Annotated in this window: 15 protein-coding genes; 4 read left to right on the forward strand and 11 right to left on the reverse strand. The window is 46.9% G+C overall.

Annotated elements, in window-relative coordinates; genetic code table 11:
* Positions 1–92 precede the first annotated feature (92 nt).
* A complete protein-coding gene (locus EYB31_RS09595) occupies positions 93–1,076 on the reverse strand; it encodes a Gfo/Idh/MocA family protein (RefSeq protein ID WP_170318217.1) in 984 nt (327 codons plus the stop codon).
* 173 nt (positions 1,077–1,249) lie between these two features.
* On the opposite strand from EYB31_RS09595, the gene EYB31_RS09600 reads away from it, so the two are divergent.
* The 4 genes from EYB31_RS09600 to EYB31_RS09615 are packed head-to-tail and all read left to right on the forward strand — an operon-like array spanning position 1,250 to position 5,274.
* On the forward strand, positions 1,250–2,752 hold the full coding sequence (locus EYB31_RS09600; RefSeq protein ID WP_131013087.1) for a spore germination protein: 1,503 nt from the start codon (positions 1,250–1,252) through the stop codon (positions 2,750–2,752).
* Between the two features lie 19 nt (positions 2,753–2,771).
* On the forward strand, positions 2,772–3,893 hold the full coding sequence (locus EYB31_RS09605) for a Ger(x)C family spore germination protein (RefSeq protein ID WP_165452316.1): 1,122 nt from the start codon (positions 2,772–2,774) through the stop codon (positions 3,891–3,893).
* Between the two features lie 2 nt (positions 3,894–3,895).
* Positions 3,896–4,162 carry a hypothetical protein gene (locus tag EYB31_RS09610; protein ID WP_131013089.1) on the forward strand — a complete coding sequence of 89 codons (267 nt, stop codon included), beginning with the start codon at positions 3,896–3,898 and terminating at the stop codon, positions 4,160–4,162.
* A 5-nt stretch (positions 4,163–4,167) separates the two neighbouring features.
* On the forward strand, positions 4,168–5,274 hold the full coding sequence (locus EYB31_RS09615; RefSeq protein ID WP_131013090.1) for a GerAB/ArcD/ProY family transporter: 1,107 nt from the start codon (positions 4,168–4,170) through the stop codon (positions 5,272–5,274).
* A gap of 155 nt (positions 5,275–5,429) precedes the next feature.
* Here the strand turns inward: EYB31_RS09615 and EYB31_RS09620 are convergent, their stop codons facing one another.
* From EYB31_RS09620 to EYB31_RS09665, 10 genes are all read right to left on the reverse strand, one after another.
* Positions 5,430–6,569, reverse strand: a complete 1,140-nt coding sequence (locus EYB31_RS09620; RefSeq protein WP_131013091.1) for a toxic anion resistance protein — start codon at positions 6,567–6,569, stop codon at positions 5,430–5,432.
* Between the two features lie 33 nt (positions 6,570–6,602).
* Positions 6,603–8,279, reverse strand: coding sequence for a vWA domain-containing protein (locus EYB31_RS09625; RefSeq protein ID WP_240762255.1), 1,677 nt, complete (start codon positions 8,277–8,279; stop codon positions 6,603–6,605).
* Positions 8,280–8,322: 43 nt separating this feature from the next.
* Positions 8,323–9,096, reverse strand: coding sequence for a hypothetical protein (locus EYB31_RS09630; RefSeq protein WP_131013093.1), 774 nt, complete (start codon positions 9,094–9,096; stop codon positions 8,323–8,325).
* A gap of 528 nt (positions 9,097–9,624) precedes the next feature.
* Entirely contained in the window at positions 9,625–11,076 is a 1,452-nt protein-coding gene (locus EYB31_RS09635) for a sulfatase family protein (protein ID WP_131013094.1), read from the reverse strand.
* A 10-nt stretch (positions 11,077–11,086) separates the two neighbouring features.
* Positions 11,087–12,535, reverse strand: a complete 1,449-nt coding sequence (locus EYB31_RS09640) for a pyruvate carboxylase subunit B (RefSeq protein WP_131013095.1) — start codon at positions 12,533–12,535, stop codon at positions 11,087–11,089.
* Positions 12,536–12,630: 95 nt separating this feature from the next.
* Positions 12,631–13,050: a Zn-ribbon domain-containing OB-fold protein gene (locus EYB31_RS09645; protein ID WP_131013096.1), complete on the reverse strand. Its 420-nt coding sequence runs from the start codon at positions 13,048–13,050 to the stop codon at positions 12,631–12,633.
* Between the two features lie 2 nt (positions 13,051–13,052).
* Complete coding sequence (locus EYB31_RS09650) at positions 13,053–14,222, reverse strand: acetyl-CoA acetyltransferase (RefSeq protein ID WP_131013097.1); 1,170 nt, start codon at positions 14,220–14,222, stop codon at positions 13,053–13,055.
* Complete coding sequence (accC, locus tag EYB31_RS09655; protein ID WP_131013098.1) at positions 14,219–15,559, reverse strand: acetyl-CoA carboxylase biotin carboxylase subunit; 1,341 nt, start codon at positions 15,557–15,559, stop codon at positions 14,219–14,221. Before accC ends, EYB31_RS09650 begins: the two co-directional genes overlap by 4 nt.
* On the reverse strand, positions 15,556–17,013 hold the full coding sequence (locus EYB31_RS09660; protein ID WP_131013099.1) for a pyruvate carboxylase subunit B: 1,458 nt from the start codon (positions 17,011–17,013) through the stop codon (positions 15,556–15,558). The genes accC and EYB31_RS09660 overlap by 4 nt, the downstream gene beginning before the upstream one ends.
* Positions 17,014–17,036: 23 nt before the next feature.
* Positions 17,037–17,582 (reverse strand): acetyl-CoA carboxylase biotin carboxyl carrier protein, encoded by a 546-nt coding sequence (locus EYB31_RS09665; RefSeq protein ID WP_206105446.1) that lies wholly within the window; start codon positions 17,580–17,582, stop codon positions 17,037–17,039.
* Between the last annotated feature and the right edge of the window lie 19 nt (positions 17,583–17,601).

A 17,601-nucleotide genomic window follows, 5' to 3' on the forward strand; every position in this document is an offset into this window, starting at 1 on the left:
CATCTGGCAAGTAAAAAGAGCCCCCGGCCATCGCCAAGGGCTCCCGCTAAAGCCGGGAAATTCGCATATCTTTTTATCGCATTTGCAACCCGTTACTCAAACGGATATTTCATATTCCAATCGGCGCGAAGCTTATCCATCGTCCTCATGATCGCTAAGGATTCATCAAGCGTCATCCTATCGCTTTCAATTTTGCCCTCTCTCAGGCAGCGCATCGCCTCCGCCGCTTCGTACACATATCCTTTGGCCGCTCCGCTGTCCTCGAAATGCTCGTCTTCTTTTCCGTAGACGGACAGCTCCGCCGACTTCGCATTCCAGAAAATCGGAATTCGAATTTCGCCTTCCGTACCAGATATGACGGCCTGGTGTTTCGTTTTTAACCGCAGCCCCGCCATCAGGCTCGCCATACGCCCTCCCTCATAGCCAAACAATGCGGCAAATTCTTCGTCCACACCGGTTGTTCCGATACGCGCCACGCTATGTACCGCAGAAGGTTGTTGACCCATAATCATCGAAACAAAAGATATGCAATATACGCCGACATCCAATAAAGCGCCTCCGGCCAGCTCCGGATTAAACAACCTGCTCTCCGGCCTCCACTCCGCGCGGTTGCCGAATTTGACATCCACCATGCGAACATCCCCGATCAATCCGCCGGCCAGCCATTCCTGTACCTTCACAATTGCCGGCAAATATCGCGTCCACATCGCCTCCATCAGAAATACGTTGTTTTTACGTGCAACCGCGACCAGTTCCTCCAGCTCGGAAGCGCTCACAGTAAACGGCTTTTCGCAGAGGACGGCTTTCCCGGCCTGCAGGCAGGCCAGCACATTCTCCTTATGCGCCTGGTGCGGCGTAGCCACATACACGATATCTACGTTGGGGTCCTGCGCAAGCTCCTCGTAGCTTCCATAAGCATTTGGCATGTTGTGCTTGGCCGCAAACTCGCGGGCTCTATCCAAAGATCTGGAACCGACGGCAACGAGCTGCGCATCGGGAAGATGCACCAAATCATTGGCAAACGTGTTGGCAATTCCGCCGGGTCCTAATATTCCCCATCTGATTTTAGAAGTCACGATTTCTCCTCCTTAATTGTCTTAAACATTAAGTTAATAATAGCGCATGTTGCTGCCAAGCACAATATGGAAAATGCGCGCCCGGCGTCCGTTTTCCAATTACTGCATAAATCAAGGATGTCTACAAATAATACCTTTATTGGCATATTTCATGAATCGCGGTGATTGGCAAGATGAACACGAAGTCCGGTGAATGCGGCGGCGCCTCTTCGCTCTCCCGCAGCTTGGATGACAACAAACAAAACATCGAAGCTATTTTTGAGAACAGCAACGACATCAGTGTTTCATTTTATCATTTTGGCCCCGAGCTCAGCCAAGCTGCGCTTGTCGTTTATTGTACGACGCTGACTCAAGACCTGAACTTTAATATATTAAACACGGTATTTCATGATCTGGCACAGCAGATCTCCAGCTCCATCAACCGGATTACCGAAGCGGACGTCCGGCTTTTCTTCGAACATCGGGGCACCTTCTCCAAGCAATATCATCTGCTGGAATCCATGGATCAGCTTGTCGAATCCGTGCTCTCCGGGCAAGTGGTGCTGCTGCTTGATACATGGGATAAAGCGGCGGGGTTTAACGCTTATTCCGTTGAGCGGCGCAAAGTCGACGAACCTTCCAGCGAAGCGGTTATTAACGGTCCGCGGGAGGGCATGGTCGAACAGCTGGATAAAAATATCGGGCTTATCCGGCTGCGTTTACAGACGCCGAAACTGAAATTGGAATTTTACGAGGCCGGTCAAATGCTGAAGTCCCGGTTTGTCGTCGGGTATGTCGACGGCGTGGTGAATCCCGAGGCGCTGTCGGAGCTGCGGCGGCGGTTTAATGGCATCGACAAGGTCGAAGTGCTGGATACGAGTTATATTCGCGAATTTATCGAAGACTCCGTTTACTCTCCTTTTCCGCAGTTTCGTGTGACGGAACGGCCAGATGTAGCGGTCAGCGCATTGATTGAAGGAAAAATTATCCTTATGGTTGAGGGCAGCAGCAGTGTGATGATATGCCCGACTTTTTTCAACGAGCTGTTCCAAGCCGCTGAAGATTATTATCAACGAACGATGATTGCATCGCTTATCCGGGTAATTCGAATCATCGCTTTCTTCATGGCTTTTACCCTTCCCAGCCTGTACATCGCTTTGTCGGATTTTCATCCCGAAATGATTCCGACGACGCTGCTGCTCAAAATACTTGACATGCGGGAAGGCATACCGTTTCCCGCGCTCATCGAAGCTGTGCTGATGCAGTTTTTTTTCGAGCTGCTGCGTGAGGCGGGAATCCGGCTGCCCCGGCCCATCGGGCCTGCCGTCAGCATCGTCGGCGCTTTAATTATCGGCGAAGCTGCCATCCGTGCGGGAATCGCTTCACCGATTATGATTGTTGTCATCGCTCTGACAGGCATTGCTTCATTCTCCATCCCGCATTACGAGCTGGCCAGCTCACTGCGGGTGCTTGTATTTCCGTTGATGCTGCTCGCGTTTTTCTGGGGGGGATTCGGATTGATGATCGGATACATCGTCATTTTCCTGCATCTAACGATCCTTCGTTCACTTGGGCAGCCGTTTTTCTCACCTATCGCGCCGTTAAAGCTGTTTCAGCTGCTGGATGTGGTCGTGCGTCTTCCGCTCAAGCTGAGAATCAAAACGGCCGCCCGCAGCAAAACAGGCGACAAATCTTAATATGACAAGGATGACGCTCATGAAAACAGTTTGTCTGCTGGTTTGCCTTTGCCTGCTCACAAGCTGCTCGGGCCTCGAGTTAAACCAGCGGGGTTTCATATTGGGGGTGGCGCTGGATTTGGGCAAAAACGGCAACATTGAACTGACCTCGCAGTTTTATAGGCCGTCTCTGACCGGTACGGGCACGGTTGTCAATATTCATACCGAAGGAATCACTTTGTTCGACGCTATCCGCGACATTACGATGAAGTTAGGCCGAAAATCGCAATGGAGCCACATGCAGACCATCCTGATCGGAGAACAGATAGCCAAATCAGAGCGCTGCAAAGAAGTGCTTGATTTTTTTTACCGCGACGACGAACCTAGACTCACTACCCAAATCGTCGTTACCGAAGGAAAGGCAAGGCCTTATTTATCCATACAACCGTTAATGGAAACCAGCATCAGCCGCCAAACCCATGAAGCACAACGTTCCGCTTCCAAGTTTTCCGGTAAAAGCGTGCAAACAAATTTGCTGAATATGAGACGGCAGCTCAAATCTGAGGTGGAGACCACGATTTTGCCTTATATGAAAAAAAGCACCGATGCGCTGGATGGCGCTTATATTAGCGGGGCTATCCTCGTCCATAAAGGCAACTTGATTGCAACGCTGACCCCGCGGCAAGTGCAGACATACCTCATGCTTACGGGGCAATTTAAAGAAGGAGTCATACCGATCCCCTGCAACGATACAAAGAAAAACGATTCCTTCGAGGTTGTGGAGCTGGAGACAAAGCTGTCCGCCAGGATGCGCGACGGCGTACCCCATGTTCATGTGCAAATGAAGCTGACAGGCACCGTGCGCGAGCTTGTCTGCGCTCAAATGTCGTCTTATGAATCCGCCGCCGCTTTTCAGAAAAAAATTGCCTCCGAAATCAAAAAACAGCTGGCCGAATCGGTGCGCGGCATGCGACAGATGAAAGCAGATATGTTCGGGATCGGGAACAAATTGTACAAAAAGGATCCCCATTTATGGGAAGAGTTGAAGGTGGACTGGGATGACAAGTTCAGCCGGTCCGTCTATTCCTTTGAAGTGAATGTCGTCATCACGAATTCCGGTCTGGAAAATGGCAAGCCCGTACTTCAAGTCGAAGGAGGATAACGATGCTTATTCGGATTTTTGTTGTTTTGCTGCTGTACGGCTCCATTATCGGCAGCTCTATCGGCAATATGCGGCAAAACAACCGCAAGGAAAAAACGGTCTGTGCCATTATTCTCATCTGCTCGGCATATTGCGCGGTCAGTTTTATTTTGAAAGAGAATTGGCCTAATGTCGACGATTTGATCAATATGATGTTTGCCCGGCAGCTAAGGTGGGTTTTAGACGCTTTAGGAGCGCCTGCGGCGATGATTTTGACAAAAGGGATGTGAGCCCGATGAGACCGAAAGAAAGGATCAGCCCGTCGCAAATGGCGCTGATGTTATGCGCCTTCATGTTGGGCTCGTCGATCGTATTTATACCCAGTCCCGCCATTGCCGCGGCCGGCAACGATACTTGGCTGTCATTGCTTCTGTCGGGCGCACTGGGCATGTTGGGCTTAGCCAGCGTGTTGTATTTGCATCGCTTGTTTCCGGATATGTCGTTTATCCAATATTTCAACATCGTCTTTGGCCGCTGGGTCGGAACCGTGCTCGGAGCCTTCATTTTACTCGTGCTGGTCGTTATGATCGCCAACATTACCGTGGGTGTCGGGGCTTTTTTTACAAGCACCATGATGGTGGACACTCCCATTTATGTGTTCAACACGCTGATTTTGATCGTCTCCGCCCTCACGGCAAGAGCAGGCGTTGAAGTCATGGCGCGGATGTTCAGCTTTTTCCTGATTGTGATGCTTGCCACGATTGTCATTATTCTTATTTGCAACATGACCAATTATCACGCCGGAGATTTGCTGCCCCAATTCGCAAAGGGCGTCAAGCCCATTATTCACGGGATGATCATTATGTACGGGTTTCCTTACTCGGAATTGTTTGTGTTCGCGGCGCTGCTTGGTTTCGTTCGTCCCTTAAAAAGTGAACCGCTCGGAAAACTGATGTATACCGCTTATCTTGTCAACGTTGCGACATTTCTCGCAGTCATTTTGTGCTCCATTATGGTGTTTGGCTTAGGCGCGGGGGAACGCAAGTTTTCGTTGTATGAACTTGCCCGGGTGATCGAGCTGCCGGGGTTCATTGAACGGGTCGAAGCGGTGGCCGGCATTACGCTGATTACCGGATCTTATATCAAATCGACGATTGCGCTGCTGGCGCTCAGCACGGGGTTGTCCCATCTGCTGAACCTGAAGGATCCGCGAGCGGTGATTTACCCGCTGACTTTGCTTATGATCTTTTTATCGTTAACGATGTTTTCGACGGAAATGGAAGCCCAGACGTTCTGGACGCTGGGTGTATCTTCCATCAATATATACAGCATATTTTTCCTTATATTCGGTGCTTTGCTTGCATTTGTGCGGTTTCGCAAACGGGCTGCGGACGGAAATTGAACAAACCGTCCCGCCCGGCATGATTCGCTCATGCAGCGTTCACTTGTTCAGCGGCCTCGCAGCGGCCGGCTCGGATTCTGCAGGGGTAAAAAAATACCGCTATTCATTGAGTTATGTAAACTCGATAAATAACGGTAAAACGGTAAGGTAAGAACCTAGAAAGACAACTTACTGCCGCCTTCAAGCCGCTGAATGGCTTGCTCCGCCATATCCGACAGCTGGGAGAACTGATTGATGGTCTCGCGAAGCTTCGGCAGCGCTTCTTGCTTGTAATTGCTGATCGCATCCAAAGCGGCAAACGAATCGGCAAAAGACTGCTTCAAAGTTTCCACCGAAACGGTCGACTCCACAGCCTGCTTGTAAATGGCTGCGCCCTGATCTTTCAGCATCTTTGATGTGCCGGCAATCAAGCTGTCCGTCGCTTGCTGCGTTGCAGTGATTTGTTTTAATACAACATTTTGACGGTATAAGGCCCCTGCTACAATGACCGCATTGCGAAGCGCAGCAACCGTAACGGTATTCGTCCGATCGACGCCGCGGATCAGCTCTTTATTATTCCGCATGACCAGTTCGAAAGAAATGAATCCTTGCTGGTTGGTTGCAAGCATCGCTTGCATATCCATAACCCGTTGACGCAGCGGGAACAATACTTCTTCCGAGATAAAACGAATGCGATCCGCATCATCACCGCGAAGTTTCGCCTCAGCTATTTCCTTCTCCAGCGACTCATCCATGAAAGTGGCCAGCTGAATTTCCTTCACCAGCTTTTTGGTCAAATCACGCAGTTTCTGCTGTTCGATTTCCAATGTGGTGTTATCGTTTTTCAACGTGATCCGGCCTTTATTTAAGGTCTCAATCACACCGGCGATAACCGCATCGGCTTTCTCATACCGCTGAAAGTAAGCCCGCAGCGGGTTAAAGAATTTGCCAAGGAAACCCGTTTTGGTAAAGTCGATAAGACTGGGATCCAAATCTTTCAACTGTGCTTGCAGCTCAGCCAAACCGGTTGCGATAACACTTCCTTCATCGCCCGTCTTCGATAACTGCCCTAAAGTTATTTGCATTAAGGAGTTTTTCTCCGTCGAAGCTTTCATGGTCGACATACCGAATTTTTCAACTGTCGACATCACTTCCCGCCGGCGATCCAAGGCATCGAAATCCATGGACATAATCGAGTCGACGTTATTTTTCGCCTGTTCTTGAATTTTTCTTACTTCTTCGGGAACCGGCTTGATTTGCTCCTCGACAACTTGCTTCAACTCTTCGGGACTTGCTATTTCCATCGAAAAAGACATAGGTACCCTCCTGAGAATAGTTTTGATTAGCTCTTACATCTGAACGTTAAACAGGTTGCCAAGCTTGTAAACCACGTCGTCGGTGTCCGCATTGATGCTGGCCGCTTCGTTGAGACTGGAGATGCTTTGGAGGGCCTTGATATTGGCGTTGTAGCCCACGGTATAGATCGGGATTTTATAAGCTTTGATCAAATCTTCCACCTTGCCCAAGGAGTAACCCTCGTTGGTTTCACCGTCACTTAATACAAAGATCAACGGCCTTACGTTAGGGTGAGCCGCCATTTCCGTTTTTAACATTTTCAAAGCGACAACAACTGCATTAAAGGTGGCCGTGCCGCCCCCCGCTTGAAGGCTGTTTACCGTACCGACAAAAAGCGATTGCTGATTGGTGTCGAATTTGGCGATAGGCAAGTTGATTGCTACTTTGCTTGAGTACGAAACAAAACCAATGCTGTTATCCCGGCCCAAAAATTTCTGACCGCGAATTAAGGATTCTTTTAACTTATTCAGAGGCGCCCCGTTCATGCTACCTGAAATGTCCGCCACGAAAACAGCCGCAATCGGAGCACCTCCGTTTTTCTTCTCTTTCCAAACCTTTTGCGCCGAAGTGATAAGACTTCCATCCAACTGCGGCAGATCGGACTTATAATCGGCAAGTCCGTTGAAGCCCTTATCAACAGCCATCTTCTGATATTTGTCTTGCGCGACAAACTCGGCAAACTTCTTGACGATATCGAGTTTGGCTTGCGGTATATCGCCTAAAGCATAAAGCGGGCTGTCATGCCTAGCGCCAAAAGGTGTGAAAACATAACCGCCTTTCAAATCGGCAGCGTTGACATAGGTCTGATACTCCAAGACAAATGCGTCCAAGGCCCCTGTTTTGGCCGCGTCCCTCATTTGAATCGTAGTAGAAGCTATAAAAGGCACATTCGCTTGGAATTTTTCGAAGCTTTGAACCGCTTTTTCGCCCAGCAGATTTTCGCTGTCAAATGTGTTTAATGAAGCGAGCAGGAAATTCAGCCCTGTTGAACTCGCAAAAGGATCCGTGTACCCCATCGCGAGATCGCCATTGGAAATGGCGTCCGTTACCGTTTTTACCGTGATGGAGCCATATTTTGCTACTAAAGCATCGTATTTAGCTTTGGAAATCACCACGCCGGGAACGTTACCCACAAGGTGGTTTGTGACCATCTCGGCTTTGATGCCTTTGGCTTTGACCATCTCGCCCCACAACTCGTTGGAAGGGGTATACGCATCAGGGATATACTTGCCCGAAGTGATGTAATCCGCCGCGGTACCGGAAGCAATATTGCGGATTTTCACAGATGCCGGTTTTCCGTTAACAGCCACGCCTGCTTTGTTAAATTCGGCGGCTACCTCGTTCAGCCAGCCGTCAACTCCCGTACCCGATTTCTCAGTCGATGAAAAAATTTCGATGAAGTTATCCGAAGCGTTGTTCACCGAAACGGGGAACTTGGCAATATCCGGCAGCGTGGCCGCTATATCGACCGGATCCAGATCAATTTGCCCCTTCACAGGAGGCACAACTTGCGGGTTCACATCCGCATAGAACTTCTCCAGCTTTTTATCCGCTTCCGCCAAAGAAACTTGCGTTGGCGTCTTCCCCCAACCCGAAGTGAAGGTGACCCCAAGATATACCAGTATAAAAACAATAACGATGACGCCGAGCAATGTTCCTAATTTCTTCAATATGATTGACCCCTTTCCTTTGGGAATTTAGTTGGATCACCACCTAAATGGACTGCTGCTTATAAAATTTAGTTTGCTTAATCAAATCGTCGATTTCTTTCATGCAGTCCATGTTCTCAATGTCCGCGATGTCCAGTGTATCCAAACGCGTGATTTCCAAAGTCAACTTGTCTAACTTCAACAGTATTTCTTCGCTTGTATCTATAGCGCCGCGGATATACGAAGCGTACTGTTGAAACACCTCCATTTTTCCCCGGAGGATGTTATCTGACATCACCGCCGATCGGCGATCTTTCTTCTGATTGGTTAAGAAAGCGAATTCAGATGGATCAAAAACGCTCAGCTTGTTAATGATCCCCCTTACATTGAGGAACAAAAGCTTTTCAACCTCAATTATGACCGAGAGGAACTTTTTGTAGCTCAATTCCGTTGCATCGAAACGTTGACCCAGAATATTTGTAAGGGTATCTTTCTTCTTTTTCAACCTCTCCAGCTGATCTAAAGAAACGGCGACTTCTTCGGTAAACAACGGAATGCCCGTGTATGGCTTCAGCGCCTCAACGTAATCCTCATGTGTCTTAAGTTCCCGCTTAATGGGCTTCTGTTCTTCAGGCTGCGGGGATCGTTTGGCCAAAGCCCCCCATGCCACATATCCCACAGCGGCGGCACTTAAGATAAGTATGGTTAAGCCAAGCGAAGATTCCAACTTATTCGAGCTCGTTACGTCCACCCCTATGAGCCCCGGCGAAAGCATAACTATATCCACAATGACTACAACAACGATGGTTAATGCAAGCTTTGTGTAGTCCTTCAGCATACCTATGTACACCTCCTTTACCAAAACATGTATACCTGTTCTACGGCGTATCGTCAAAAAAGATACATTTCTAATCTAGGTGATGTCTATTGACCATGTTAAAACAGCAAACAAGAAGGAAGCCGCAGCATTCCTTCTTGACCCGACGTTATGGGGTTAGACCGAAATGTGCTTTTGCAGCCGCTTGCTCATGGACGATAACCTTAAGCCAAGATCGCCATGCCTCCTGCTCTGTCCAACCGTTATTAATCTATCATTGATTTGTATGTATAATTTTGTTAAACCATATACAATGATAGTTGGTAGAAGTAAAATTTTCAAGCATAAACAACAAATACCGTTAATCCATAGAGTTTTGCAAGCTCTATGAGTAACGGTATATGCCGGTCTAGAACATAGAAATCTATCACTATCACTATGTGATCAACTCATGTTGCTGCGGCGGGGTATATCTGTTGGAATCTTCAAAGAAGGAAGAGAGTTGCCATTCATCCCATCATTTTATTAGTCAGATAATTCCGACAATTTTCACTTAAACTGTTCTGGAACCGGGGAATAAACAATTTTAAATCCTTCTTGTAAAATGGCCTCTTTCCCGCCGTGCTCATCCATCATTTTGGCTTGATCTCCCCTTGCCAAGCGATCTGTTTTTTCCGGATCGACGATAGAACGCAGCTCTTTTTCGCATTTTCCCCGAATATGCCGATACTCCGGGTGATCAGCAAGGTCATTCAATTCGTTTGGATCAAGCTCAAGGTTGAATAATTGGGGACTATAACCGCAATAATGGATGTATTTATATTGATCTTTTCTGATCATATAAGTTGCCGTAATGGCTCCCATGGCGTGATATTCACTAAACATCGTTCTTTTCGGATCAGTTTCCCCTTTTGCCACAGGCAGAAGATCTACTCCCGGCAAATCCTCATCCTTCTTTACGAGTTTAGCTCCGACAGCTTCTACAATTGTAGGAAAGCTGTCAACCAAGGATATCGGAGTATCGCATATTTTCCCTTGCGGCAGATCCGGCCCGGACATAATAAACGGCACCGCTACAGCCCCTTCATACATAGTTGATTTAAACCAAACCCCATGATCGCCTAAAGTGTCACCATGATCTGAGGTATAGATTATCCTCGTATTTCCGCACAAACCCGTTTCTTCCAACGTTTTTAAGACTTGTCCGATTTGGTCATCCAGAAACGTGCACAATCCATAATAAGCGGCGACAGCTCTACGTATCGTCATTTCATCAAATTCATCATCAGTTGCCCAAATTCGCCGATACGCTTCCAATACCGGGTGCTTAGGACGTTCGTCTAATTTGTATTGTTTCGGGAATACGACATGTTCTAATGGATACTGATCGAAATATTCTTTGGGGGCAATCAAAGGAAAATGAGGGGTTACGTAACCTAAAAACAGAACCCAAGGTTTATCTTGCTGCATAGCTTCATCTCTTAGAAATCGTTTGGCTTCCTCTGTAATCCCCCGGTCATAACGAATATAAGAAGTCTCGCCAAAACCCGCTTCGAGTATCTTGCCACGGTTTATTTTTCTGGGCTCCAGGTTATCCCTAATCAAGGAATAAATATCTCCCAGCCCTTCATACACATGCATGGGAATGCGCTGATCAGGGAAGCCTGTTTCATCTTCCGTTTTTCGATAGTGCAGCTTGCCGATTGTCGTCACTTTATGGCCTTGTTCAACCAGTCGATGTCCCCAGCTCTCATCCTTCCCGATATAAGGGGCCGCATTATCCCAATTCCCAATTTGATGAATATACCTTCCGGTAGCCAGGCTTGCTCTTGATGGTACACACACGGGCGAGTTGCAATAAGCGTTAGTAAATCTTACGCCATTATCAGCCAATTTGTCTAGATTCGGGGTTTTTACTACGGGATGACCGTAACAGCCCAACATCTCCTTATTATGTTCATCCGAGAAAATATACAACACATTCATAGGTTTTGAACTCATGATCTTCACCTCATCCTAATTTAAGCTTTGTTGACCCGTTGCTGATTTGTACATAGCCGAATTGTTTGGATTCAGTCAACGTTTTGATGATCTTGGTAATCGGGTCTTTCAAGAGATTGTAGCAGGTGTTGATCGGTCCGGCCTTTTTCATTTCATCGACGTGTGATCCTTTGATCATAAATCGAAGCAATCTTTCTTCATCGGTTGCATTCGGATATTGCTTTCTGAGTTGCGGCAGCATATCCGGCAGTGGCTTCCGCTTAAGAGGAATCATTTTTGAACCGTTTTCAACAATCTTGTCGAGTATATTGCCGTCGATAGGCGCTATCAATTTACCATAGTGACCTAATACGTATTTTTTCACTTCATCCGGTACAATGTTGTAGCGTTGCCCATGTACAACATTTAAAACTGCTTGGGTTGCTACCAATTGTGAAAAAGGAGTGACCATAATCGGCCAGGCAAGTTCTTCTCTGATTAATGCAATTTCATTTAATACTTCATCAAATCGGTTTCTTAAGCCCGCCTGCTCCAATTGATAAAAAAGATTGGTCAGCATGCCGCCCGGTATTTGGTGTTTGTAATGAAACGCATTATACTCCATAGGCAAGCCTACCGGAAATCCTTCCTGCTCAGCTACAGCTTGGAAATGTTCCCCTATTTCATAGATAAACCGGTCATTCAAATTCACTTTATAATTCATATCCCGTAAACTTCTTGAGAGATTTTCAATCGACGGATTGGCACATCCGTTGGCAAGGGGAGAGACGGCGGTGTGGATGCAGTCGGCGCCGTACTTGACGCCTTCCAAATACACCAGCGGGCCTAACCCCGTCGTACAGTGCGTATGCAGTTCAAGAGGAATATCGCCCATGGCCTTTTTCAAGGCAGGTACTAATGTTCTTACACGATCAGGTGTCAGCACGCCTCCTGCATCTTTGATCATAATTGCATCCACTTTGGTTCTTGTAAGAAGTTCAGTCACCCTATTTACATAGAGCTCATCCGTATGAATCGGGCTCTCGCAAAAAACAAAGGCGGCCACCGCCGATGCTCCGAGCTTTTTTGTTTGAATTAACGTGTCTGTAATATTATCAATATCAAGCAATCCCTCAAAAGCCGCTATTCTGCCAAATCCGTTCTCCACCAGCTTTTCAACAAATAGTTCAACCACATCCCGAGGAGCTGCTTCAAAACCAATTAGGTTATTGCTTCGCATCCAGCCGCCGGTAGGTACTGTCAGCTTTTTGCTGATGATACGGGCTCTTTCCCAGGGATCTTCTCTTAAATATCTTATACATGCATCAAAATGAGCCATCGCCATGAGATCAACCGCTTCATACCCGGCCTCATTGATCTTATTTAATACAGGAAACATCATGGAGGTTGTCATTCTTGTCGCCCACAAGCTCTGGTGTCCGTCGCGCAAGGTTTGGTCAATGATTTTTACTTCTTTCATTTTCAACTCCCCTTATCCGAGCAAGAGGAAACGGCAGCACCGCTTCCTCCTGATCTTTCGTTCATTTCACTGTATTACGGCAACTTCATTTCGATTTATTCAGTCGGTAAGGTGGCAGCAAGCTGAAACATGGGTAACGCAGTCTCGCCTCTTTTTTCAAATACGACTTCAACCGGCATGTCGCAACACACTTCATCAACGCTGCAATGAATAATGTTGGACAACATTCTTACGCCTTCTTCCAATTCGACCATTGCTACAACATAAGGTACATCATCGGAAAATGCCAGGGGAGAACGTCTTACCACGGTGTAAGAGTACACTTTTCCTTTTCCTTTGGATTCTATCCATTCAACATGGTCGCTCATACACCCGGGGCAGACGATCCGCGGATAGAAGATGTAGCTCCCACAGTCTTGGCAGTGCTGGATGAGCAGCTTTCCTTCGTTACATCCCTTCCAGAAGGCTACTGAATCGCCGTCAGCAATCGGAATTGGTTTGTTTGATTCCATCATGATTAGTCCCTCCCCAATATACAAACGGATGTCGCGGATAGCTGTCCGCCTGTACCGTTTACAAGTGCGATTTTTGCATCTACGACCTGCCGCAGATCGCATTCTCCGCGCAGCTGCCTTACGGCTTCGATCAGAAGGAAGATGCCATACATCCCGGGGTGGGCATAGGATAACCCTCCGCCATTTGTATTCATAGGCAAATCCCCGCCCGGAGCTGTTCTTTGATTCGCTACCAATGGCCCGCTTTCGCCTGGCTTGCAGAATCCAAGCGCCTCCAGGGTAATAAGGGGAGTGATCGTAAAGGAGTCGTATATTTCCAACACATCTATATCATCATGTGTAACTCCAGCCATTTCAAATGCGGTCTTTCCTGATTGAGCGGCGGAAGACGTTGTCAGATCAGGCATCGCCTGTATGGACCAATGCGACTGAGACTCTCCTTGTCCCAGCACCCATACGGGAGCTTTCCTGCAGTCTCCTGCGCGTTCAGCCGATACAATAACAACGGCCCCCGCCCCGTCTGTCACTAGACAGCAATCAAGTTTACGCAGCGGGTCGCAGATCATCGGAGAATTGAGGACCTCATCGACCGTTAAAGGGTCGCGCAGGGTAGCCTGAGGATTCAATTGGGCCCATTTTCTTGCCGAAACAGCTACCTCCGCCAGTTGTTCCGGGGTTGTACCGTATTGATGCATATGCCGATGTGTGGCCATCGCATAAGCGCCTGCAGGAAATGGCAGCCCAAACGGCGTTTCATATTGCATAGTCAAAAAAGGCGGCCTTCCATCCAAGCTGCGCGACTTTTGAGAACGCTGCGTACTTCCAAATACGATTAAAGCTACTTCACATTTTCCAGCTTGAATCGCCGCAGCCGCATGTCCAACGTGCGCTTCAAAGGAAGAACCTCCAATATTCGTCGAATCTAAGTATTTAGGCGTAATGCCTAAATATTCAGCCACTACGGCGGAGGGGTGTGCTCCGACGCCCGGAGTCCCCCAGTTGCCAGCCACAAATATCCCGTCCACATCCTTTTTTTCCAACCCGGCATCTTCAAGTGCGCTTTTTGCTGCCAAAGCCTGGATCTGAAGGACAGACATTCCGTTTTTTACTTTGCCATTCTCCAGTTCAACGTCACCGACGCCAACAATGGCTGTCATATCTTTCATCTTCATTTTTTAGCCTCCAGCCATTTCGTGTTATAGTTGCCTTTAATGAAATCAGGATTCGCCAATATTTCCAAGTGAAGCGGAATCGTCGTCTTTATTCCCGAGATGATAAAGGTGCTGAGTGCTGCCCGCAGTTTATCAATGGCCTGCTCCCTATTATCGCCTTTGACTATCACTTTCCCGATTAACGAATCATAATATGGCGGAACTTTATAGCCGCTATAACAAAACGTATCTACACGAATACCCAATCCGCCAGGAACAATGAATGTATCGATTAAGCCTGGAGAAGGGGCAAAGGATTTTTCCGGATCTTCGGCATTAACTCGACTTTCGATGCTGTGGCCCGAGAAAGAAATATCACTTTGTTTAATGCGCAATTCCTTGCCTTCGCTTACCCTTATTTGCTCCCGTACGATATCGATTCCCGTTACCATCTCCGTTACCGGATGCTCTACTTGAATCCGTGTATTCATTTCAATAAAATAATAACAATTCCTATCCATATCTACGAGAAACTCAATCGTTCCGGCATTTGTATAACCGGTTCCCTTACAGATTTTGATTGCATCTTCATATAATTTATTTTTCATTTCACCCGAGACAAAGTGGCAAGGCGTTTCTTCTATGAGTTTCTGATGACGCCTTTGTACGGAACAATCTCGTTCCCCCAAATGCAATATATTGCCATAATGATCTGCCAGAACTTGTACTTCCACATGTCTCGCATTGTTGATATACCTTTCAATGTAAACCGAACTGTCGCCAAACGCTGACCCTGCTTCTTTTTTAGCCTCTTTTAAGGCTAACTCCATTTCTTGGGCATTGTTGACAATTCTCATCCCTTTGCCTCCGCCGCCGGCAGAAGCTTTGATTAAGAGAGGAAAATCCAATGAGCCGGCAAGCACATCATCTGTCTTTTCAAGCGAGCCCTCCGTACCTTCAATGACAGGGATCCCTAAGCTTTTGGCTGTATTGCGGGCTTCAATTTTGTTCCCCATTAATTTCATATTTTCAGCAGACGGACCGATAAAAGTGATTCCTTCCTCGCGGCATCTTTCAACAAATTTTGCATTTTCGGCCAGGAATCCATACCCCGGATGAATGGCATCTGCCTTGTGAGACAGAGCTGCGGCGATTAACGTATCGATATTCAAATAACTTAATTGGGCGGGAGCCGGGCCGATACATACGGCTTTGTCTGCAAGGAGCGCATGCTGTGACTGGCTGTCTTCCTTGGAATAAACCGCAACGGTTTCTATGCCCATTTCTTTGCAGGTTCGGATGATCCTTACAGCAATTTCTCCTCGGTTCGCGATTAAAATCTTTCGTATCTTCCTCATTTTCCTGCTCCTAGTTTTATTTTCATCGACCCGGATCTGATGTTGACATAACCGAGGTCTTTGGATTTAGTCAATGATTCGAATATTTTCGTAATTGGATCATTCAGAAGATGATATTGGGTGTTCATCGGTCCTGCCTTTTTCATCTCATCCACGTGCGAGCCTTTAATCATGAATCGGAGCAGCCTTTCCTCATCCGTTGCATTCGAATATTGCTTTCTTAATTGCGGCAACGCATTGGGCAGCGGCTCCCGTGTAAGAGGGATCGTTTTGGAACCATTTTCAACGATTTTATCGAGAATATTGCCGTCAATCGGAGCAATCAATTTGCCGTAATGACCCAAAACATATTTTTTCACTTCATCCGGGATGATTTTATAGCGCTCTCCGTGTAAAACGTTCAACACCGCTTGGGTTCCTACCAATTGGGAGAAAGGAGTAACCATAATCGGCCATGCAAGCTCTTCTCTGATGATCGATATTTCGTGCAATACCTCATGATATCGATCTTTAATACCCGCTTGTTCCAATTGGTATATTAGATTGGTTAGCATTCCGCCTGGAATTTGATGTTTGTAATGAAAGGCATCATACTCCATTGGTACCCCTTCCGGAAACCCTTCTCTGTCGGCTACTTCTTTAAAATGTTGTTCAATTTCACGAATAAACCGGTCATTAATATTCACTTTATAATTCATATCTCTTAAATTTCTCGAGAGAGTTTGAATCGCTGGCATAGCGCACCCGTTGGCCAGGGGCGCAACTCCGGTATGTATTGCATCAGCCCCACATTTTACGGCTTCCAAATAAACGAGGGGCGCGAGCCCGGTGGAGCAGTGGCTATGCACTTCAAGGGGGATCTCACCCAAGGCCTTTTTTAATGCAGGGATCAATGTCCTGATCCGGTCAGGCGTTAACAACCCGCCTGCATCTTTTAACATAACGGCATCCACTTGCACTTTTTTCAAAAGCTCCGTTACCCGGTTTACATAAAGTTTATCGGTATGAATCGGGCTGTCGCAATAAACAAAAGCCGCTACTGCGGATACTCCCAGCTTTTTAGTTTGAATTAAGGTGTCGACGATATTATGATTATCCAGCAGCCCATCATAAGCTGTAATTCTCCGAAACCCGTTCTCGACCATTTTTTCCACGAATAACTCGACCACATCATCAGGAGCTGCGTCAAAACCTATTAAGTTATTGCTCCTCATCCAGCCGCCGATGGGAGCATCCAATCTCTTGCTTACCAGACGTACTCTTTCCCATGGGTCTTCCCTTAAATATCTGACGCACGAATCAAAATGAGCCATAGCCATTAAGTCTATTGCTTCATATCCCGCCTGATTGATTTGGTCCAGTACCGGATACATCATAGCCGTTGTCATTCTTGTCGCCCACAAGCTCTGATGGGCATCACGTAATGTTTGATCGATGATTTTGACTTCTCTCATGTTCTCCTCCCTTTACTGTTGTCTCAAATGGGTTCTAAAACAAATAACGGTTGATCATACTCCACCATTTCTCCATCGGAAACAAGAATGTCTGCAATCCGTCCTTTTTTTCCGGCAGAAATCGAATTAAACAGTTTCATTACTTCAATTAGACAAACGGTATCGGCGGCTTCAACCACATCGCCAACTTCCGCATAAACAGGCTCATCGGGCGACGGCTTTCTGAAAAAGGTTCCCAACATCGGAGCTTTTACGATGATGTGATCTTCTGTATAATTATTTTGGGAAAGGCTTTCATTTTTTTGTTTATCTTCTGCCTTATTAATGATCTGCTTTCGCTCACTTTGTTTTTCTTGTTCTGAGATTTCTTTTGTTTCAGCCACGGAATTAGCGGCATATTTTAAGTTCGAACGATCATCGATCATGAAATTTTCTTTTAATAATCGAACATCCATATCACGCTTAATTAACGTTAATTCAACGCCATCAACCGCCAAATTCAAATATCCATAATCCGAATCATTGACCAGGTTCAAAATATTGATGATTTGCTTTTCATTTAAAGCCATACAAAAACACCTCTTTCTT

Source organism: Paenibacillus thalictri, from assembly GCF_004307995.1.
In the GTDB taxonomy this organism is placed as follows: domain Bacteria; phylum Bacillota; class Bacilli; order Paenibacillales; family NBRC-103111; genus Paenibacillus_AF; species Paenibacillus_AF thalictri.